Source organism: Pseudoalteromonas sp. OFAV1 (genome assembly GCF_021532595.1).
GTDB classification, from domain to species: Bacteria; Pseudomonadota; Gammaproteobacteria; order Enterobacterales; family Alteromonadaceae; genus Pseudoalteromonas; species Pseudoalteromonas lipolytica_C.
This window is the reverse complement of the sequence record NZ_JAKGBG010000033.1, coordinates 23,514-43,104: the sequence shown is the minus strand read 5'-3', so window position 1 is coordinate 43,104 and position 19,591 is coordinate 23,514. Positions and strand designations below refer to the sequence as shown.

Here is a 19,591-nt window from a genome sequence, read left to right as displayed (position 1 = left end):
TGCACTGGCGTTCATTATTTACGGAAAAGAGTAGCGTACAATTCGTTTTACTACAGAAAAGTACTGGCGAAAGAAGCCGCCGGTATTGTAGTGAATACCGTGCTCTTTAAAGATAGCTTGCACCTTTGGGGCTATTTCGCGGTAGCGCTTTGCTGGTAAGTCTGGGAATAAGTGGTGCTCTATTTGATAGCTCAAGTGCCCAGTCATTACATGAAACAGGTTACCCCCTTTGATATTTGATGAGCCCAACGCTTGGCGATAATACCATTGGCCTTGCGATTCATTTTCGCAGTCTTGCTGGTTAAATGTTTCAACTTCACCGGTAAAGTGCCCGCAAAAGATAATGGTTGAGGTCCACAGGTTACGTAATAAATTAGCCGCTAGGTTACCTGTGAAAACCCACAAAAATAAAGGCCCAGCAAGCAATGGAAAGAGCAGGTAGTCTTTCACTAGCTGGCGTGCACCTTTACTAAAAAAGCGCTTTTTAAGTTCGCTGTGCGGTACTTTGTAATCGCGGTCATCTTTTTTCTTGCCAAAAAATACTCGCTCGGCTGCCATTTCATGGTACGACACACCCCATTGGAACAGCACACTGAGTAATAGGTAAGTGACAAATTGCCACAGGTTTTTTACCCGCCAACGAAAGTCATTCGATAAGCGCAGTAATCCATAACCGAAGTCGCGATCTTTACCAATAATATTGGTATAGGTGTGGTGCTCGTAGTTGTGAACGCGGTTCCAACTAGCTCCATCGCACGCTATATCCCACTCGTAAGACTTTGAATTTATATATTTATCATTCATCCAGTCGTATTGGCCATGCATCACATTGTGGCCAATTTCCATGTTATCGAGGATTTTTGCTGTGGCTAAACTAAGCACACCCACGAGCCATAAAACTGGCTGAATAAAGCCTAGCATTAATAAAATTCGGCCACTCCATTCAAACACTCGCTGGCAAACAATAACGCGGCGAATATATTTTGCATCTTGCTCACCGAGCCTTGATTTTACATCTGCTTTAACGCTATCGAGTTGAGCTGCTAATTTTTCAAAATTGACTGTTTTTGTTGTCTTCATGCTGATAACTCCACGTCACTGACTGGTTGCGATATGCAAAGTTGAATTAATTGCTCTGAGCTATCAGAGAGCTCACCGGTACGAATATCACGCACTATGCCTTGCTTTTTAACGCACTGGCATTGATGGCAAATGCCCATACCACAGCCAACTGTCACCGGTTGCTTATTCGCTTGTAAGTGGGTCAGTAAGGTTTGTTGGTTATCAATCGTGAATGTTTTGCCCTGATGAGTGAGTGTTAGTTCGTGCTTATCAGAGGTTGCTAAAACAGCAGGGACTGCACTGAAATGCTCACTATTTATAGGTGTATCTAACTGTTCAGCTAAAGTAGCTGCTTGGTTATACAAAGAAGTTGGGCCGCATACTAACCAGTGTTTATGCGCATTTGGTTTCAGCCATGTCGTCGCATCGCCATCTTTGCTGCGCTCAAGTAAGTGGTAATCAAAATTGCTCAGTGATTGTTTTAGTTGCTCAAGCTCATCTTTAAGCCAGTGGCTGTTTGGTTTTGCGTAATAAAGCAAGGTTATGGTTTTTTTGCTATCAGCGGGTATAGATTTAAGCATAGCTATAAATGGCGTAATGCCAGAACCACCGGCAAGCATAATTAAAGAGCGAGCAGTGTTTGGCATAACAAACTGGCCTTTAGGCTCAGAAATATTAAGCCATTGCCCAGACTTCAGACTAGTTAGCTTTGATGTAAACGCGCCTACCTCTTGACTGCGGATCAGTAACCTAATTTGACCTTGCTGTTTTGCCATGTGTGGTTCGCTGGCTATAGTAAATACACGCGTTAGCAATCGCCCATTTGTTTGTATAGTTAACGCAATATTCTGGCCTGCTTGATGAATTGGCCATGCTTTTTCTGGTTCAAGAACCAGCTCAACACTTTGTTCAGCAAACACTTGTACGTGTTTTACTTGTGCACGAAAGTAGCCTTCGCGCCAGCCAGGTTTAAAGCACTGGATCACAGGTTCCCAGTATCCAGCCCATGATTGATGATGTAATAAGTGTTTTGATAATGAATTAAATAACGCGCTCATTTTTTGCCTTTAGCTTACAGGTGTACGCTCACTTAACGCACAAGTGTAAGTCGAAAAGTGATAATTGCAAGTCTAATTTGAGTATTAGCTCTAAATTGACGGAGCTTTATTCAACTTTTAAGAATTTAAAATGTGATAAGGAGAGCTTTAGGAATAGCTGCTTTTTATTTTAATTCATGGGGATATGCTTGATAGGTTCAGCTCATGTAGGTAATTATTCAGGGAAGTGAGAGTGTAGAGCTCATTTACAGGACGTGTTTGAATTTGGCTATAAAGCTTAACAACAATAGCCAGTTTAGTTTGCAGCTTTGCCACCGGCCCTAGTGGCAAAGCTAAATTGACAGTTTGAGATGTAAGATGGGGTATTCGTTGCTTTGTGAGCCAATTCAATCTAGTTAATTCTTATGCAAACATTATCCCATCTGGGTTTTGTTTGAAGCTATCCTTACTCTCTAGATTGCGCCACACCTTTTCGTGAAAGTAAAACGCAACCGTATTGACCGCAGGCTCAACAATGGCAACCAAGCCACCAATTAAAAAGCTACCTGTTAAAAAGTAGGTCACTGTAAACGCGATTGTGAAGTGCATTATTGCAAAAGTAACTGTTTTAATCATTTTGAATACCCTAACTCTCATAATTTGATGAGTTTAGTATTGCTCATTATTTTTAATCTTTAAAATGGAATAAAAAGATTATTGTAATCGGAAAAGTGGATTGTAATTTTCACGGTAATGCTCATGAAGTTTTATTTCAAATTCTACGAACTCAAATAGAAGTAGATGGTGAGAGTTGTTCGGAAATATGCTTGTCAGTTGGGGTAATAAACTGCGTATTGCTCACGATAATGTAAGGCGGATCTTGAGGGCTATAAAGAGTAGTAAGCTTATATAATTAAATGACTTAAGTTTATTTTAAGTTTAAACAAGTACAGTAGAGTTTCGCTAATAAGTAAACAAGATAATTTTAGATAGCTCATTTTTTGTTTTAGATCATTACAGCAAGAGCGCTCAAAGGATAGCTTAATTGTGAGTCTATATTACGTATAAATTGGGCACTTATCTAAAGGCGTTTTTACTAAAGAGGCATTATGAATATTAAAAATACAACGACTCATTACAATACTTTTTCTATTGTATTGCACTGGCTTATGTTTATTTTAATCGTCACTGTTTTTGGCAGTATTGAATTGCGCGAGTTGTTTGATAAAGGTACAGAAACCCGCGACGCTTTTAAAATGTGGCATTTTATGTTGGGTTTATCTGTTTTAGCTCTAGTAAGTATAAGGTTAGTGGTGCGTGTTCTGGCAGGCTCAACGCCAGCGATAAAACCTGAGCCTGCAAAGTGGCAAAATACATTGGCTAAACTAGTGCACCTTGCGCTCTATGTCTTCATGATTGCAATGCCAATAGCTGGTTGGCTGATATTGAGTATGGCTGGTAAAGCAGTGCCATTTTTTGGCTTAGAGCTTCCTCCTTTAGCAAGTGAAAATAAAGACCTTGCTAAAACGATTAAAGAATTACACGAGACAGTGGGTGAAGTTGGCTACTACTTAATAGGTATACATGCCGCTGCTGCATTAGTTCACCATTACTTTTTGGCAGATAACACCTTAAAACGTATGTTACCTCTAAAAAGTGAACATTTAGATAAGTCTGAGTAGTTAAACCTTGATGCCACATACCATGATTTATCGTGTTATGTTTATGGCGCAAAGAGCCACTATTGCCACTTTCTTCAATCACACTGAAGAGAATTAGTTAGCGAACATCGTAAAAGCTATAACTGACTAATTCTCATACTCGCTTTCTATATCACTAAAAAATAGTGCTACTTCTTATAGACTTACAAATAAATAGTGCTTCATAATTATATTCCTACCTATTGGTAGTTTTTATTATAATTTATTTTTTTGGTCTTAATTTAGGGATATATAGAGCGATGATGAAATTTAGGATGCTCGGTTATTTTGTTTTTTTTCTTTTAATATGTAGTTTTCATGGTGCAGCGCAAGATAGCAAGCCTAATCAAGTCACTATCACTGCCTTAGATGAAGGGGTATGGCTACATACATCTTATTATACTTACCCAAATGGTACACGATTTCCTTCAAATGGTTTAATTGTTAAAGAAGGAGATAGTTTGACACTTATCGACACTGCGTGGGGAGAGTTACTCACTTTAGATCTTCTCGAAGCAATACACTCTGAAATTAAACTGCCAGTAAGCAAAGCATTTGTTACACATGCCCACGGCGACCGAGCTGCAGGAGTTGATGTACTTGAATCTAAGGGGATCGATGTTTTTGCCCATCCATTAACTGTTCAGCTAACGACAGAGCAAGGAGCGGCAGTGCCAAACAATACTATTAAAAAGCTTAAAGAAGCAGGCTCAGTTGTTAAATTTGGCTCACTTGAGTTGTTTTATCCAGGGGCTGGGCATGCAATGGACAATGTTATGGCATGGTTACCTGAAAAAAGAATTTTATTTGGTGGTTGTGCGGTTCGATCACTTCAGTCATCATCTGTTGGTAACTTAGTTCATGGCGACATTCATTCTTGGCTAAATATAACAAAGCAATTAAATAAACAATTTAAAAGCGCTGTGATGGTTGTTCCCGGGCATGGTGATGTGGGCGGATATGAGTTGCTCTCTCACACAGAAAAATTAATATCCGATCACCTTAAATAGACGTTGATGATGGTGGCTTTAAACTAAATCTGAACAGTTTAAAGCCCCTTTATTTCCTTGTGGTCTGCGCTCAAAAAGTACGTAAAATCCAACGTGAAAGTAACTTTAAATTCGCTTTGTATTATTTCAAACTCGTCTTGCCGAATTTGACTGGTAATGAAAAATGAACCTGCAGATACTGTTAATTAAAAGTAAATACTTTTAAATTTGAACACACATCTAAAGGTTGAATATGCACACAATAAATAAAAAGGCATTAGCAGTTGCTGTCGCTTTAGCTTGCTCATTACCTGTACATGCACAAAACGAAAATCAGCAGGATATTGACAATAAAGTATCAAAAGAGCCGCAAAGTGGCTTAGAAATCATTTCTGTTACGGCAACAAAACGCAAAACGAAGTTGATGGAAACACCGGTAGCAATTACGGCGTTAACAGAAGCTGAGCTTAAAAAAAATGGTGTTAATAATATTAAGGATATTGCGAACCTTGTTCCTAGTCTTGATATTTCAACAGCAACCGACCAATCAGCACCCGTTATTTCAATGCGCGGGGTACGCTCAACCAACCTAACAGAGCTAGGTGATCCAGCGGTTGGTGTGCACTTAGATGGTGTGTATTCACCGAGAATGCAAGGTGCGCTTGCATTGATGTACGATATTGACCGTGTTGAAGCATTACGTGGTCCTCAAGGCACCTTATTCGGCCGAAATTCTACGGTTGGTAGTATTAATGTTATATCTGCAAAGCCACAATTTGAAAACTTCTTTGGTAATGTGAATGTTGAGGCAGGTAAGTACAACAGCAAAAACATTGATGGCGTTGTTAATATTCCTATTAACGAGGAATTTGCAGTTCGTTTCGCAGCAAAAGGTTTGAAGCGTGATTCTTATTTAGAAGGCTACTATGATCCTAACCAGTACGATACTCGCAGGCTTTCTGATGATGTATTAAATGCACCTGTAATATCAGATGACTCTTATCAAGGTGTTGGTCAAACTGTTACTCAAAGAGAAAACTGGTGGATTGATGGTGCTGGTACCGATCCAGAAGCACAAAAAGTTCGCGCATTAACACCTGCAGATAAAAGTGATTTTTATAACAATGCAGATGAATATTCATTCCGTGTGAGCACACTTTGGGAGCCATTGAATGGTAATTTCTCAAACCATACGGTTTTCCAAAAGTACGTAAATAACAGCAACAATAATCTTGATTTAGTTAACTGTGATAAGTTAAGAGGACGTCCAGCTGAAATGGGGGGCGATTGCTCAAATTTCTTGCCAAGTGACAACACTTATCAAGCGGTTGTGAATGTTCCTGGACAATTAGATTTAGACATCACTTATCTTCGCAACACATTAAATTATAACCTAAATGATGAATACAATATCGTTTGGTTGATGGGTTATGAAGACATGAAAAGAGAGTCAGCACAAGACAGTGAAGTAGGTCTTGACCCATGGGATGGTGCAACCTACTTTTTAAACGGCACTGGGGCTGAATCGTTTTCAACAGAATTACAACTTCAATCTGATGAATATGGTGACTTCATATGGATTGTAGGGGCAAACTACTTCCACGAAAAAACCACAACCGTGGGTTATTATGATAATCCAATGGATGATAAAGCGTTTTGGGATCAACCTGATCGCTCAACAGATGCATTTGCCATTTTTGGTCAAGGAACATACAAACTAACCGAGAAGTTACATGCAACTTTAGGCTATCGTTTTAGTGATGAAACTAAGCAAGACAAAGGCGGCAGAACGTATCGATGCTCAAATGCCGATGGGTGTGCTGTAGGTTGGTTAAATAGAACAGACCTAAACAATCTGCCAGTCGACTATTACGAAGACCCATCTATATATGCGTCCTACTTTGAAAATGACAACAAAGGAAGCTGGCAACATCATGACTTCCGTGTTGGCTTAGATTATGACATTTCATCAGAAACCATGCTGTATGCATATTTAGCGAGTGGCTTTAAAGCGGGTGGTATTGGTGATGTATACGAAGTAGTTAACGATAGAACCGGTGATGTTACCCGGTTTGAAACGAAGTTTGATCCAGAAGAAGTATTAACGTGGGAGCTAGGGGCTAAATCAAGCTTTTTTGATAACTCACTGAATTTAAAAGCTGCTTTTTTCTATACAGACTATACAGATATGCAATACGCATCGGTTGGTTCGATCGGTAATGTTGAACGCTTATCAGTGGTGGAAGATGATAACGGAACACCGATTTTAGGTGATGATGGCGAGCCTCTTCTTGATTATCAAAATCAACCTGTGATTGCTTATTACACTCAGAATGTTCCAGCATCAACAATTAAAGGTATTGAATTTGAATTTGACTGGAAGCCATATCCAAATGGTCGCATCACAGGTTACGTAACTTGGACTGACGCTAAAATTACGGAAGATTGGAATACTAAGTGGGATTATGATTCAGAGTATCTATTTGATATCTCTTATGAAGAATCAAAAGATCCAGAAAACACATTGTTAGCGACAAACCTCAAAGGCAACAACCTAGCAATGACACCTAAATACACAGCGAATATTAGTTATACGCATACGTTCAATTTAGGTGAGTATGGCTTTATTCATGGTTGGTTTAACGCAAGTTGGAAAGATAAATCGTATTCAACGGTGTGGAATCTTGATAAACATTTAGATGATATGGATTTTGCAGTTTCAGACGAAGCGACAAAATATATTGATGATAGCCGAGATGCATTCGCCGTTTATAACGCATCTTTGAAGTATGAGCCTCAAAGCCAAAAATGGTATGCGGAGTTATTCATTAACAACGCTTCTGATGAGACCATTCAATATTGGAACAACACAAGTAAAGGTGTACCAAAAGGTAGTTTTGGCATGCCGAGATACTATGGTGTTAGAGCCGGTTTCTCATTTTAACCTTACGATTAAGCGCTCTCATATTGCTTAGCAATATGAGAGCTAACCAGATTAAGAGGCAAAAAAATGAAAAAATTATGGCTACCTCTAGCAACTTTATGTGTTACTTTTTTATCCCCTAGTTTAAGTGCAAACTACTTCAAAGATAACTTTTCTTGGGGATACAACACGAGTATTTGGACTGCACGACAAGGTGATAATGGCACGCCATTTGGGTGCTCCTTTGAGCCGAATATGCAAAGTCCCAGCGAGCATGGCTTAACTCTAACCTTATCGCAAGGCACATGCTCAGAATTACAGAGCAATCAGTTTTACAGTTATGGCAAGGTACAAGGTCGATTAAAGTCAGGCAATGTTGCTGGTACGGTTTCATCGATATTCACTTATACCTCATGGTGGGATAGTCCAGGTCGAGCATGGCAAGAAATAGACATTGAATTGCTGCCCTTACTTGGTAATGTTGTACATACAAATATTATCTATCAACCGCAAGGTGGTTTATATCAAAGCTGGGAACAAGACATCGATTTAAGCCAATTTGGGCTTGATTACCGTGAAAATCTGCTCATGATAGGCTTTGATTGGTCTAGCAGTGTTATTCGTTGGTATCTGTATGATGCCAATGGCCAAGAGCAAACTATTCGTACCGTTTATAAAGATAATGGTGATGGTGTGCTGGCAAATAATGAGATACCTGCATACGCTTGGCCTGTTGATAACACCAAAATTATGATTAATCACTGGCACGGCGATAACTCACAAGAAGCCAATTACTTTCCTGGGCAATATTATGGTGCTTCATCTTGGGTATATTATGATTTTATTGAATACATACCTAACTAACTATTTATTTTTCAACGTGTTGTATTATAGGTTTTAAATGTCTAGATTTAAATTTCCACCATTATTATTAAGCCCATTGGTTCTTATTGGGCTTGTTTATAGTCATCTTTCACATGCCATCGACAGCGAACAGGTAAACTGGCCTGATGTAAACACTAAACTCAAACAAGACCCTGCTGTTGAGAAGCAAATTGATGAGCTCATTGAAGGAATGACAATTGAGCAAAAAGTAGCACAAATGGTTCAACCTGAAATAGGCTATTTAAGTGTCGAACAGATGCGCAAGTATGGCTTTGGATCTTACTTAAATGGAGGTAACACCGCGCCTTATGGTAATAAACGTGCCTCGATGAAACAGTGGCTTCAATATGCCGATGAGATGTATCAGGCATCAGTAGATGCATCGATAGATGGAAGCGCAATTCCGACGGTTTGGGGCACAGATGCAATGCATGGACATAGCAATGTTTATGGAGCTACGTTATTTCCACATAACATAGGTTTAGGTGCAACCAGAGATAAAGAGCTAATTAAACGCATTGGTCAAGCGACAGCAAAAGAAGTTGCTGCAACCGGAATAGAATGGAGTTTTGCGCCTACTGTCGCAGTGGTCAGAGACGATCGGTGGGGCAGAACATATGAGAGTTATTCTGAGAACCCTGATTTAGTTAAAGATTACGCAGGCGAAATGGTTGTAGGTATTCAGGGAAGCATCAACAATGATTTCTTAACAGGAACAAATCGTATTGCAACAGCAAAGCACTTTGTTGGTGATGGTGGAACTGAACGTGGTATAGACCGTGGCAACACTATTATTGATGAAAAAGGTTTGAGAGATATTCATAGTCCTGGCTATTTTTCAGCAATAAATGAAGGTGTTCAGTCAGTTATGGCATCTTTTAATAGCTGGAACGGTCAACGTGTGCACGGTGATAAGTATTTGCTAACAGAGGTACTTAAAAAGCAAATGGGCTTTGATGGCTTTGTTGTCAGTGACTGGAATGCTCACAAATTTGTTGAGGGTTGTGATTTAGAGCAATGTGCTGCAGCTATCAATGCAGGTGTTGATGTTATTATGGTTCCAGAGCACTTTGAAGCCTTTTATCACAACACGGTTGCGCAAGTGAAAGAGGGTACTATTTCTGAAGAAAGAATTAATGATGCTGTTCGACGTTTTTTAAGAGCGAAGATCAGATGGGGCTTATTCTCAAGAGGTAAACCATCAAGCCGATCTGAATCTCAGCATCCTGAATGGTTAGGTGCTGCCGAGCACCGTGAGCTTGCTAGAGAAGCTGTTCGTAAGTCATTAGTACTATTGAAAAATAATGACCAAATACTGCCAATTAAAGCAACAAGCAAGATACTGGTTGCTGGTGATGGTGCCGATAGTATTGCAAAGCAAGCAGGTGGATGGAGTGTTTCGTGGCAAGGCACAGACAACACCAATGACGACTTTCCAAATGCGACGTCAATTTTTGGTGGTTTAAAGAAGCAAGTTGAAAATGCCGGTGGGCAAATTGAACTAAACGAAGCCGGAAACTACTCGGTCAAACCTGATGTAGCAATTGTTGTTATTGGCGAAGAACCTTATGCAGAGTGGTTTGGTGATATCGAATATCTTGAATATCAGCATAAAACAAAAGCAGATCTAGCATTATTGAAAAAGTTAAAAGCAGACGGCATTGCGGTTGCTACTGTATTTTTGAGCGGTAGACCACTTTGGATAAATAAAGAACTCAATGCATCTGATGCATTTGTTGCTGCATGGTTACCTGGCTCAGAAGGCGAGGGCGTAGCAGATGTTTTATTGACCGATTCGAAGGGCAACATTCAACATGATTTTTCAGGTAAGTTGAGCTTTTCATGGCCAAAGTATGACACGCAATACACATTAAACTTAGGTGATGAAAACTATGATCCATTGTTTGCTTACGACTACGGATTAACCTACCAAGACACGGTTAATGTGCCTTTACTGAGTGAAAAAACATCACCTAAAAAGCAAGCTAATGAAGACGCAAAGCCACTGTTTGTTAGAGGCTTAGCAGAGAACTTAGTTTGGCGCTTAAAAGACGCAAATACCGCTGCCATCGAAACAACAGGTTCATCTGCAACTAGTGGTGATGGTGCTAGTTTGTTAATGCAATCAGTTAACTTGTCTTATCAGGAAGATGCAAGACAATTCATTTGGCGAGCAGGCGCAAAGAAAGCTACTTTGAGCTTAAGCTATAAGCAGCCTGAAGTGCTCAGTGATGCAAGTAAGTCAGCTATTCTTGAACTTAAAATGAGAGTTAACACAGCGCCAAGTAAAGCGACTCAAATACAATTAATGTGTAACAATAACCATTGCATGCGTAACATTAAGTTTGAATCAATAGAAGCCTTGATGAATGATAAGAAATGGCATACGTTAGCGATACCGTTAAATTGTCCATCTGCGTTAAATACTATGACCAAGGTGACAGAGGTGCTAAACGTTTCAGCAAATGCTGCCAGCTTAGCTGTTGCGGATATAGCACTGACTAGTAAACCAAATGCAGATGCTTATTTACTCTCATGCTCTGACTAAATCTTAGTAAAGCTGATGAGCAAGTAATGCCCATCAGCTTTACCTTATGGATTGAATAATTTGAATACTAGTAACCCCCGCAGCCACTTATTTTGGCTGTTTCAGATATGTGGTTGGGTTGTTTACGCAATGCTAACCGAATTAATGATTAAAGTACCAAGTGATGAGCCTTGGACTATCCATATCCCGCATCTGATTATTGATACAATCTGCGGCTTTTTAATTACCCTGTTCCTGCGAAAAGTATTCTCCTATATCAATTTTATTGAGCTAAAACTGAAGATTGCGCTTCATGTTGTCGTTGTTATAACTGCGACGTTAATTTGGACACAAATAAAGTGGATTACGCTGCAGTGGTTTTATGGAAACTTTTGGCAACCAATGACGTGGTTTGACTTTGGTACATGGACGTCGGCGTCATTAACAGTGCTTTCAACATGGGCCGCGTTTTATTATGGGATCAAGATTTATTTAGATAACTTAGAGCAAACGCAAAAAGCAGCTGAAGCCACACACCTAGCAAAAGAGTCACAATTAAAAATGCTGCGTTATCAGCTTAATCCCCACTTTATGTTCAATAGTATAAATGCGATTTGTACATTGATTTTGAAGAAAGAAAGTTTAGAAGCTGTCAAAATGCTCGAAAAACTGTGTGATCTATTGCGCCACAGCTTATATACAGATCCACTTGAGAAGGTAACAATTAAGGAAGAAATCGGCATTCTTAGCAATTATTTGGATATAGAAAAGTGTCGATTTACTGATAAGCTTGTTGTTGATATTTCTGTTGCCGATGGTTGCAACGAGTTGTTGATCCCCTCTATGTTGATTCAACCCCTTGTCGAAAATGCTTTAAAGCATGGTATGTGTTCAAACCAGAAAATGTGTATCACCATTGCAATAGAAAAAACGAAGAGTTATTTAAATATAAAAGTGTCTGATACTGGCAAGGGATTTGGTGAGGAAAGTACCAACAAAAGAGGTATCGGATTAGCCAATTGTGAGCAGCGTTTAAAGCTAATGTACGGAAAGTCACACCGTATAGAAAAGGGCAACTTAAGCGAAGGTGGTGCTTGGGTATGTATAACATTACCTATGAGTGGTCATAATAAATGATAAAACTAAACACGATACTGGTTGATGATGAATACAGCGCCGTCGAAGGTTTACGTATTCGACTCGAACATTTTCCTGAAATTAATATTGTTGGTAGTGCATGCAGTGTTGACGATGCAATTGAGCTGATAAATAACAAAGAAATAGATTTAATTTTCTTAGACATCGAAATGCCCTCTAAATCAGGTTTTGAATTGATAAAGCATTTTCAACCTGAGGCATGTCCTGCGGTCATCTTTGTCACAGCATTTCATCAACATGCGGTCCAAGCTTTTGAAGTTAGAGCCATCGATTATTTATTAAAACCGGTAAAACTAGATAGACTTGCTGAAGCTATTGAAAGAGTTATAAGTAAAGTAAAGCTATTTCAAAAAAGTGAGTTGATAGCGCTACAACAAGAAGTGAGTAGCAAGTCAGAGCAAAACAAACACTCTGCTAATCAGTCTGATTATAATTTTGACAGTGATCACTTGGTTATCCGGGATGCTAAAAACCCGATTCAAATAATTTCATTCACCGATATTCTTTGGATTGATGCGGCTGGCGATTATATGTGTGTGCACACCGCGACCGATACCCATGTTATGCGAGCAAGATTAAAGGAACTCGAGAGTAATATGCTGCCTGAGGCATTCTTGCGGATCCATAAGTCGACAATTGTTAACTTAGCCTATGTAAGACAGCTTGAGCCATTGCGCAACTCAGAGTACATGGCAACCTTAACTACAGGTAAAACCTTAAAAGTAAGTCGAACCTACAGTAAGCAATTAAAAAAGCTGATTTAAATAAATCGGTGCTGTTTTACAACACCGCGTTATAAACAGCACCTTACTATGCAGTAGTATTTATGGCTGTTTTGACCAAACTGATTTTAGAATGTTAAACCCTATCGCACCGAGAACGACACCTGTTACTTTATCAATATAAAATGCGGCTCTAATGAATTTTTGTCTGATAGTCGTTTTTGACAACATATAAATAATTGCCACATCCCAAAAAAAGACGACTAATGTCATCCATACTCCTAAAAGCACTTTAAAGCTAATGCTGTCCTCAGGGGTTAGTGCAACAGTAAACAAGCTTAAATAAAATAATAAGTTTTTAGGGTTTAAAATACCTGAGAGAAACCCAGTTACAAACTCTTTGCAAAAGCATGATAATGAAAATTCAGTGGATGCCTTGGTATTTGTGGAGAAATTAGCATAGGCATTTTTAGGGGCTTTTAAGGCGTGATAGGCTATATACATCAAAAATAAGCCACCAATAACTTTGAGCGTTACCATCAAACCAATTGAGGTGGATAATATGGCGCCAACTCCAATTAAGCATAAGGTAATATACACTGCATTAGCTGTTGCGATCCCAAGTGCTACGCCAATCGCATTCTTTTGATTGCCTTTTAATGCACTTTTAACAACCAAAACAAAATCGGGCCCAGGACTTAGCAATGCAAGAAAGTGTGCAGCTGCAACCGAAACAAATATACTGATTAAATTAATATCCATAAATTCCTCAAAAAATAATAATACCAATCTGCAATTCTTAATTATTTTAAGGGATAAAACGTGTCGCTAGCTGCGTTAAAGTTTCTTATTTAGAACCACTAAATAACGAAATTATTGCCGTGTTATTAGCGAGGTTTTATTGCCTCAGAGTAGTTTGCTTAATTAAGTGAATTGCCATATTCAAAAATTAAATGGGTCAAATTAACATCCTTTTCTTGCTTTAATCGAAAACACTAAAGGAACTTGATGTCCTTTGTGAAGTAATTGGTAGCCTTTATCATGAACATACTCTAAGCCTTCAAAGCAGTCATAAGGGCTATATGGGTATTCGTCGAATGACTCAATCGTCAAACCAGCCTGAATGAGTGAGTTTATAATGTCACTAATTGAGTGGCTCCAGGTTACTGTTTTTGACTTTGTACCATCACAATTTTCGGTGTATGTTCCTTCTTCTTCAATGGTAGGTTCAGAGTCATGAAAATAAGAGTAGCCATTTAATAACTCATTAAAAGAGTGAAATTCAACCAGACATAAAGTGCCGCCAGCTTGTAAAGAGTTAGCAATTACTTTAGCCCATCGATTTAAATCTGGTAACCAATTTAGAACACCATAAGAAGTGTAAACAATATCAAAAAGTTGCTGGTTGATAGCGTCAAAATCGTAAACATTACTTTCGATAAAAGTGGCTTCTAAATTTAAGTTTTGTTTGAGCTCATTGGCATACTCAATTGCAGTAGGCGACAAATCAACACCCGTTACACACGCGCCAAGCCTTGCCCAAGAGAGCGTGTCTTGACCAAAATGACACTGTAAGTGCAATAGCGATTTATCTTTCACATCTGGGAGTAGGGCGAGCTCGATGGGGTTGAGTGAGTTTCTCCCATTTTTAAACATTGGTATATTGTAAAAACTAGACTGGGTATGAAGATCAGTTCTTTTATTCCATGTTTCTCTATTTACTTTAATATAATCCATATGCGTCCTATCCAGCTAACTTCTAATTAGGCACTGCTCAATCATTGCAGCAATGCCTAATAGAAATAATAATATATTATATTTTACACAACAAACATAAGCCTTTAGTCACATTGAGAACCCAGTTCTCCCACAGTAGTCTGCCAGTCCGATCTTTGCCTGTCGCTTGATAAGATAACTGAACCAAATAAGTTAACTTTTGGCGGTGCAAAACCGCAAAACTCAAGCGTGTGTCGACCCAACTGCTCTAAAATAGGCTGTGCTAATTGATCTATTAGCTCCTTTGGGGTGTCCATGGTTAGGATAAGTCTTGCTGTTTTGCCGGTTAAAAGTGGTGTTGGAAGTAAACTATTTTGTTCAAACGTAAAGGTAACCCCAGGCAAAAAAACGCGATCAAACAGCCCTTTTAATTTAGCGGGTAGGCTACCCCACCAAACTGGCGAAATAAGCACGAGATGATCGGCCCAAAGGAGTGCATTTGTAAATGCTTCTAAGCATGACTCTAACGGCTGTACCTGATCATAACCAAAGCTGAGATCTGGGTTAAAGTCCATTTCAGACAGTCTAAAAGTACGTATATTTGCCGTTTCTTTAGCAGTGCATTCATATGCATCCACTAAAGAGTCAGCAAAGCTATTGGGTTTTGGGTTTCCGTTTAAAATGAGTATGTTTTTCACAATCAAGACCTTTGTGTTAGGAAATAATTGCTACTCTAAAGCCTCCCCTTAACGGGAGAGTCAATCACTATCTGAAAAAACTTTGAAATTTTGTTCAGTCAACGTTCCGACGAAATTTCCGTAAGTGCAGTTACTAAACTGATATAAACGCTTTTATAAAGTGGTCAACAGGTGCAATATAGTTAGATTTTATTAAGCCAACTAAACGACTCACGTAAAAACCCCATGGCGTGGTGTTTTATTAATTCTCCATGAGCCATAATGATAACTTCCGGCTCCCAAGCCAATATTTTTTCAAAATGCTGTCTAGCTTGAGGCTTTTTAAACATAAAGCTGAGGCGCCAATCTATCGGTGTTTTTCCGTTAGGAGCTAAGAGCCCCGCACCTTTTGCGAGCCATTTTTGCCAAGCCTTAAAGTTGTCACCAGAAAAGTTCTCAATCAGATCAGTCACAATCAATGTTTTTGAGTTGTTATGGAAAAACACACACTCTTCCATAAAGGGTGAGCCTGTAAATAACTCTTGGGAAATATCTGCCTGCCACTGCCAGTCCAAGTCGTCATTAAGGGATGCATCAAAAGAGATATCATTGCGCTTTTTGATGACCTCACTAGTGCCATAAGTTTTAGCATCGGGATACGCTGCAATCCATTGTGGTAAAAACAAGTGATGTAAGTGATTAGGAGCTATAAGGTATTTAACCGGGCCTAACTGGTCTATTTGGCTCTTTAAGGCATCACTTAGGTGGATAGGACTGTGCACCCATAGATCGCCATTCGCGAGTTTAATAACAGTCATGCGGGTTGTAAAAGGTAAAAAAAAGAACGTTACTGCTTCACCATCAAAAATCCAAATGTCGGTTGCTAACTTTTCCATGATCTTCCTTAATTAATTCGTAAGAACGCTTAATTATTTTCAGGGATTAAGCCTGTCGCTACCTGCATTAATGATTTCTTATTTAGAACAACTAAATCAGTAATCTTTGCCCCGTTATCAACGAGATTTAATTTGTCTAAATTGCTACCTAATAGAGCGAATTGGTATGAAATCGAAGTTATTAAAGGCCCAATTTTTGAAAATATAAAAACGACTTTATTGAAAGCACACTGTGTATGCTATCTAGCTTGATTAAATCAATAACCTACAGCGATTATAAACTCTCCACTTAAGGGGAGAGTCAACTAACTATTTGATGTTAATAAGGCCAACACATGAATCAATATGGGCGATTTTTTGTTTTGTCTGCTCAATTTGTGTTTGCAAACGACTCTTAAGATGCAACAAAAATTCTCTAATCTCGGCCCAGTTTGCTTGCCCGTTTTCATACTTTATAAAGCCCTTCAACTCAGCGAGTGTAACCCCCAGTAATTTTGCTTCTGAGATTAGCTTTAATACCTCTATGTGTTCATTTGTATAAACACGGTACTTTCCTTGACGTTGAGGGGTTGTTATGAGGCCTTTTTCTTCGTAAAAGCGAATTGTTTTAACGGATAAATTGGTTTTTTTGGCTACTTCACCGATAAACACCTGCTTCTCCATTTCTATAGCAATTTTGTTCGTTACTTTTTAACAAGCGATATCGTATTCGCTTTTTATTAAGATCTGGTTAAACGTGTTGTTGAATCGCGGATCAACAAGTTTGGCGTAAATATATGCTCTATATTAGCGCGATTTTGTTTATACACCTGTTTTAACACTAAGTTCGCGGCCATAGTACCCATTTTTTCGACAGGGTTATCAACGGTCGTCAAAGTTGGATATAAATAATTTGTGAAATGAACATTATCAAAGCCGATGATTGCCAGATCTTTGGGAAGATCAAGCTTGTGCTCTCTTGCACATTTCATTACGCCCGAGGCCATTTCATCATTTGCACATACAACAGCTGTAAATTCTTTATTGATGTTGAAGAAATGCTGTAAGCCTTTGTATCCGCCTGTTTCTTTAAAGTCACCCACGAAAAGAGACTGCTCGTCAAATGCAATACCATATTCTTTTAGCGCTTTTTTGTGGCCTTCAAGTCGGTTATAAGCATCTGGCTTGAATAAAGGGCCTGCTATGTAATTAATCTGTTTATGGCCTTGCTCAAGTAAGTGCTTAGTCGCTAAATAGCCACCCATTACGTTATCGAGGCTAATGCAGTTTTCTTTCATTTGGTCTACATAGCGACTGATTAGATAGATTGGGGTTTTACCTTTATTTAATTTTACTAAATATTCATCACTTACGGCTTCAACGTGGGCGATGATCGCATCACAGTTACGAGAAATTAAAAATTCTAAGCCACTTTTTTCTTTGTCTTCTTCACTGTGTCCTGGCGTAATAATGACATGTTTACCAGCTGCCCTTAATTGGGCTTCAATAGCAGACATCATTTCACCAAAAAATGCACCGTCTAGCTCAGAGACTAAAATCCCCACACTATTGGTGCAATTTGAAGCAAGAGAGCGCGCTATCGAATTTGGTTTGTAACCTAGCTGCTCCATCGCATCGAGGACTTTTTGTTTGGTTTTTTTGCTGACGTAATCATTTTCATTTAACACCCGAGATACGGTTGATAAAGAAACGCCAGCGAGCTCTGATACCTGATAAATAGTTGCCATAATTACTGTTTGATATAAACCTTAACTGTTTAATTTACAGACTTGCACGCCTAATTGCCAAGTCTTCTGTTATTTTTTCTGTCATTTCAGATGTTAATGGATAAAAGGCCATCAGTGCTGCGGCTATTAGAGCAAACGCAGCTGGTAGCCAACTCATTAGTAGTATCATGCCATCGAGTGAGTGTGCAATGGTGGTTTCGTCCATTCCGTCATAGCCATAACTTGCAAGTACAACAAGCACTAAGGCTCCGGCAAATCCACCCCCCGTTTTTTGCACGAAAGTTCCTGCTGAGTATATGAGGCCAGTGGCACGGCGTTTATTTTTCCACTCAGAATAGTCAGCACTATCCCCAAGCATCGTAAAAAACAGGGTAGGCATCATGGCTGCGAAGAATTCAGACAGACAACCCATAACAAAGATCAGGCTGAGGTTATCATTTGGCAGCCAAAAGAAACAAATGGTAAAGAAGGCACTTAGTAATAATGAAGCGATAAACAAAGTACGTTTACCCAGAATTTCAGCTAATTTTCCTGTACTTAACGCGCCGAAAATTGAGACGATTAATAAAGCTATAAAGTATTGGCCAGTTAAAAGCTCATTACCTACGTAATATTTAAAATAATAAGCAATGACACCATATTTAATGCCATTAAACATCATTGTTAAAAAGCCCATACCTAATAAGATCAGCCATGGTTTATTTGTAAGTAAATCAACCATATCTCGTTGAGTGCCACTTAGCTTACTATGATCGCTTGCAAGTAAGCGACGAATTACGACAGTCATAAAAATCATTGTTGCCGCAAAAAACAAACCGGAGTAGAGCTCGCGATAATAGAAAAATAATGTGATCGCCAATAAAGGAAGAATGATAAAAGGTAAGCTTTTACTTAAATCAGTTAGCTCAGTTTTTAGTGAAACTTGCGTTTTTGTTGCAGGTTGAACGCGCTCCTTTGTACTTACAAACGTGATTAACATGAGTACAGTGAGTAAGGCCGCAAATACATACATAGTGTATTGGTAACCTTGTGCGCTATTTCCTTGCCCAAAGTATGCAACTAAATCAGGTAAAAAGCCCATAACTAATAAGCCACCTGCAAATGCTCCGGCAAAGCGAAAGCCAGACAGTTTAGTTCGCTCTAGGTCATCACCAGTCATAACCCCCATTAAAGCAGAGTAGGGTACGTTACTTACCGTATAAGCTAGAGTGAGCCCTATATAAGTGAAATAAGCATAAAATAGCTTAGCTGCTGGGCTTATGTCAGGTGTTGTGAAGCACAACACCATAAACAAGGCGAGAAAAGGAGTTGACCACAATATCCAAGGACGAAATTTACCGAAACGTGTTTGCGTTCTATCTGCAATCATCCCCATTATTATATCTGTCACGCCATCTGATAAGCGCACAACTAAAAAAAGTAACGCAGCAGCGGCGGCAGAAATACCAAATGTGTCTGTATAAAAAACGGCTAAATAGGCCAAAGCACCACGCCAAACTAAATTAGCGCCGGCATCGCCCATCGCGTAGCCTATTTTTTCGTAGATAGGAAGAGTGTGTTTTATCATTATTG

The 19,591-nt window shown here is 39.1% G+C and carries 17 protein-coding genes; 7 read left to right on the top strand and 10 right to left on the bottom strand.

Translation table 11 applies throughout. The features are described 5' to 3' along the window. Positions 1–18 precede the first annotated feature (18 nt). The 3 genes from L1267_RS16415 to L1267_RS16405 form a co-directional block, all read right to left on the bottom strand. The gene (locus tag L1267_RS16415; RefSeq protein WP_235383458.1) at positions 19–1,080 is read right to left on the bottom strand and encodes a fatty acid desaturase family protein; all 1,062 of its coding nucleotides are present in this window, start codon (positions 1,078–1,080) and stop codon (positions 19–21) included. Beyond that, on the bottom strand, positions 1,077–2,120 hold the full coding sequence (locus L1267_RS16410) for a flavin reductase family protein (protein WP_235383457.1): 1,044 nt from the start codon (positions 2,118–2,120) through the stop codon (positions 1,077–1,079). Before L1267_RS16410 ends, L1267_RS16415 begins: the two co-directional genes overlap by 4 nt. Positions 2,121–2,522: 402 nt before the next feature. After that, the gene (locus tag L1267_RS16405; RefSeq protein ID WP_063527308.1) at positions 2,523–2,735 is read right to left on the bottom strand and encodes a DUF2061 domain-containing protein; all 213 of its coding nucleotides are present in this window, start codon (positions 2,733–2,735) and stop codon (positions 2,523–2,525) included. 473 nt (positions 2,736–3,208) lie between these two features. Between L1267_RS16405 and L1267_RS16400 the strand changes: the two genes are divergently transcribed. The 7 genes from L1267_RS16400 (at position 3,209) to L1267_RS16370 (ending at position 13,045) form a co-directional block, all read left to right on the top strand. Then, the gene (locus L1267_RS16400; protein ID WP_235383456.1) at positions 3,209–3,781 is read left to right on the top strand and encodes a cytochrome b; all 573 of its coding nucleotides are present in this window, start codon (positions 3,209–3,211) and stop codon (positions 3,779–3,781) included. A gap of 278 nt (positions 3,782–4,059) precedes the next feature. Beyond that, the gene (gene bla, locus L1267_RS16395; RefSeq protein ID WP_235383455.1) at positions 4,060–4,809 is read left to right on the top strand and encodes a subclass B1 metallo-beta-lactamase; all 750 of its coding nucleotides are present in this window, start codon (positions 4,060–4,062) and stop codon (positions 4,807–4,809) included. A 232-nt stretch (positions 4,810–5,041) separates the two neighbouring features. Further along, positions 5,042–7,732 carry a TonB-dependent receptor gene (locus tag L1267_RS16390; RefSeq protein ID WP_235383454.1) on the top strand — a complete coding sequence of 897 codons (2,691 nt, stop codon included), beginning with the start codon at positions 5,042–5,044 and terminating at the stop codon, positions 7,730–7,732. A 66-nt stretch (positions 7,733–7,798) separates the two neighbouring features. After that, positions 7,799–8,575 carry a family 16 glycosylhydrolase gene (locus tag L1267_RS16385; protein ID WP_235383453.1) on the top strand — a complete coding sequence of 259 codons (777 nt, stop codon included), beginning with the start codon at positions 7,799–7,801 and terminating at the stop codon, positions 8,573–8,575. A 37-nt stretch (positions 8,576–8,612) separates the two neighbouring features. Beyond that, complete coding sequence (locus L1267_RS16380) at positions 8,613–11,144, top strand: glycoside hydrolase family 3 protein (RefSeq protein ID WP_235383452.1); 2,532 nt, start codon at positions 8,613–8,615, stop codon at positions 11,142–11,144. A gap of 129 nt (positions 11,145–11,273) precedes the next feature. Further along, positions 11,274–12,260 (top strand): sensor histidine kinase, encoded by a 987-nt coding sequence (locus tag L1267_RS16375; protein WP_135926806.1) that lies wholly within the window; start codon positions 11,274–11,276, stop codon positions 12,258–12,260. Then, entirely contained in the window at positions 12,257–13,045 is a 789-nt protein-coding gene (locus tag L1267_RS16370; protein ID WP_135926807.1) for a LytR/AlgR family response regulator transcription factor, read from the top strand. Before L1267_RS16375 ends, L1267_RS16370 begins: the two co-directional genes overlap by 4 nt. 60 nt (positions 13,046–13,105) lie before the next feature. On the opposite strand, the gene L1267_RS16365 is transcribed toward L1267_RS16370, so the two are convergent. The 7 genes from L1267_RS16365 to L1267_RS16335 all read right to left on the bottom strand — a co-directional run bounded on the left by L1267_RS16365 (position 13,106) and on the right by L1267_RS16335 (position 19,586). Further along, positions 13,106–13,765 (bottom strand): LysE family translocator, encoded by a 660-nt coding sequence (locus tag L1267_RS16365; RefSeq protein WP_235383451.1) that lies wholly within the window; start codon positions 13,763–13,765, stop codon positions 13,106–13,108. A gap of 201 nt (positions 13,766–13,966) precedes the next feature. Beyond that, on the bottom strand, positions 13,967–14,740 hold the full coding sequence (locus tag L1267_RS16360; RefSeq protein ID WP_235383450.1) for a class I SAM-dependent methyltransferase: 774 nt from the start codon (positions 14,738–14,740) through the stop codon (positions 13,967–13,969). A gap of 104 nt (positions 14,741–14,844) precedes the next feature. Further along, positions 14,845–15,417, bottom strand: a complete 573-nt coding sequence (locus tag L1267_RS16355; protein WP_138558239.1) for an NAD(P)H-dependent oxidoreductase — start codon at positions 15,415–15,417, stop codon at positions 14,845–14,847. Between the two features lie 182 nt (positions 15,418–15,599). Then, positions 15,600–16,292 carry a DUF4336 domain-containing protein gene (locus L1267_RS16350; RefSeq protein ID WP_235383449.1) on the bottom strand — a complete coding sequence of 231 codons (693 nt, stop codon included), beginning with the start codon at positions 16,290–16,292 and terminating at the stop codon, positions 15,600–15,602. A gap of 309 nt (positions 16,293–16,601) precedes the next feature. Beyond that, positions 16,602–16,955: a MerR family transcriptional regulator gene (locus L1267_RS16345; RefSeq protein ID WP_206769194.1), complete on the bottom strand. Its 354-nt coding sequence runs from the start codon at positions 16,953–16,955 to the stop codon at positions 16,602–16,604. A 56-nt stretch (positions 16,956–17,011) separates the two neighbouring features. Then, entirely contained in the window at positions 17,012–18,019 is a 1,008-nt protein-coding gene (locus tag L1267_RS16340; RefSeq protein ID WP_235383448.1) for a LacI family DNA-binding transcriptional regulator, read from the bottom strand. A 34-nt stretch (positions 18,020–18,053) separates the two neighbouring features. Next, complete coding sequence (locus L1267_RS16335; RefSeq protein WP_135926812.1) at positions 18,054–19,586, bottom strand: MFS transporter; 1,533 nt, start codon at positions 19,584–19,586, stop codon at positions 18,054–18,056. Between the last annotated feature and the right edge of the window lie 5 nt (positions 19,587–19,591).

Excerpts from the sequence above, each read along its gene's own strand:
- L1267_RS16415 (WP_235383458.1), bottom strand. The coding sequence starts at position 1,080 with ATGAAGACAACAAAAACAGTCAATTTTGAAAAATTAGCAGCTCAACTC.
- L1267_RS16410 (WP_235383457.1), bottom strand. The coding sequence starts at position 2,120 with ATGAGCGCGTTATTTAATTCATTATCAAAACACTTATTACATCATCAA.
- L1267_RS16405 (WP_063527308.1), bottom strand. The coding sequence starts at position 2,735 with ATGATTAAAACAGTTACTTTTGCAATAATGCACTTCACAATCGCGTTT.
- L1267_RS16400 (WP_235383456.1), top strand. The coding sequence starts at position 3,209 with ATGAATATTAAAAATACAACGACTCATTACAATACTTTTTCTATTGTA.
- bla (WP_235383455.1), top strand. The coding sequence starts at position 4,060 with ATGATGAAATTTAGGATGCTCGGTTATTTTGTTTTTTTTCTTTTAATA.
- L1267_RS16390 (WP_235383454.1), top strand. The coding sequence starts at position 5,042 with ATGCACACAATAAATAAAAAGGCATTAGCAGTTGCTGTCGCTTTAGCT.
- L1267_RS16385 (WP_235383453.1), top strand. The coding sequence starts at position 7,799 with ATGAAAAAATTATGGCTACCTCTAGCAACTTTATGTGTTACTTTTTTA.
- L1267_RS16380 (WP_235383452.1), top strand. The coding sequence starts at position 8,613 with ATGTCTAGATTTAAATTTCCACCATTATTATTAAGCCCATTGGTTCTT.
- L1267_RS16375 (WP_135926806.1), top strand. The coding sequence starts at position 11,274 with ATGCTAACCGAATTAATGATTAAAGTACCAAGTGATGAGCCTTGGACT.
- L1267_RS16370 (WP_135926807.1), top strand. The coding sequence starts at position 12,257 with ATGATAAAACTAAACACGATACTGGTTGATGATGAATACAGCGCCGTC.
- L1267_RS16365 (WP_235383451.1), bottom strand. The coding sequence starts at position 13,765 with ATGGATATTAATTTAATCAGTATATTTGTTTCGGTTGCAGCTGCACAC.
- L1267_RS16360 (WP_235383450.1), bottom strand. The coding sequence starts at position 14,740 with ATGGATTATATTAAAGTAAATAGAGAAACATGGAATAAAAGAACTGAT.
- L1267_RS16350 (WP_235383449.1), bottom strand. The coding sequence starts at position 16,292 with ATGGAAAAGTTAGCAACCGACATTTGGATTTTTGATGGTGAAGCAGTA.
- L1267_RS16345 (WP_206769194.1), bottom strand. The coding sequence starts at position 16,955 with ATGGAGAAGCAGGTGTTTATCGGTGAAGTAGCCAAAAAAACCAATTTA.
- L1267_RS16340 (WP_235383448.1), bottom strand. The coding sequence starts at position 18,019 with ATGGCAACTATTTATCAGGTATCAGAGCTCGCTGGCGTTTCTTTATCA.
- L1267_RS16335 (WP_135926812.1), bottom strand. The coding sequence starts at position 19,586 with ATGATAAAACACACTCTTCCTATCTACGAAAAAATAGGCTACGCGATG.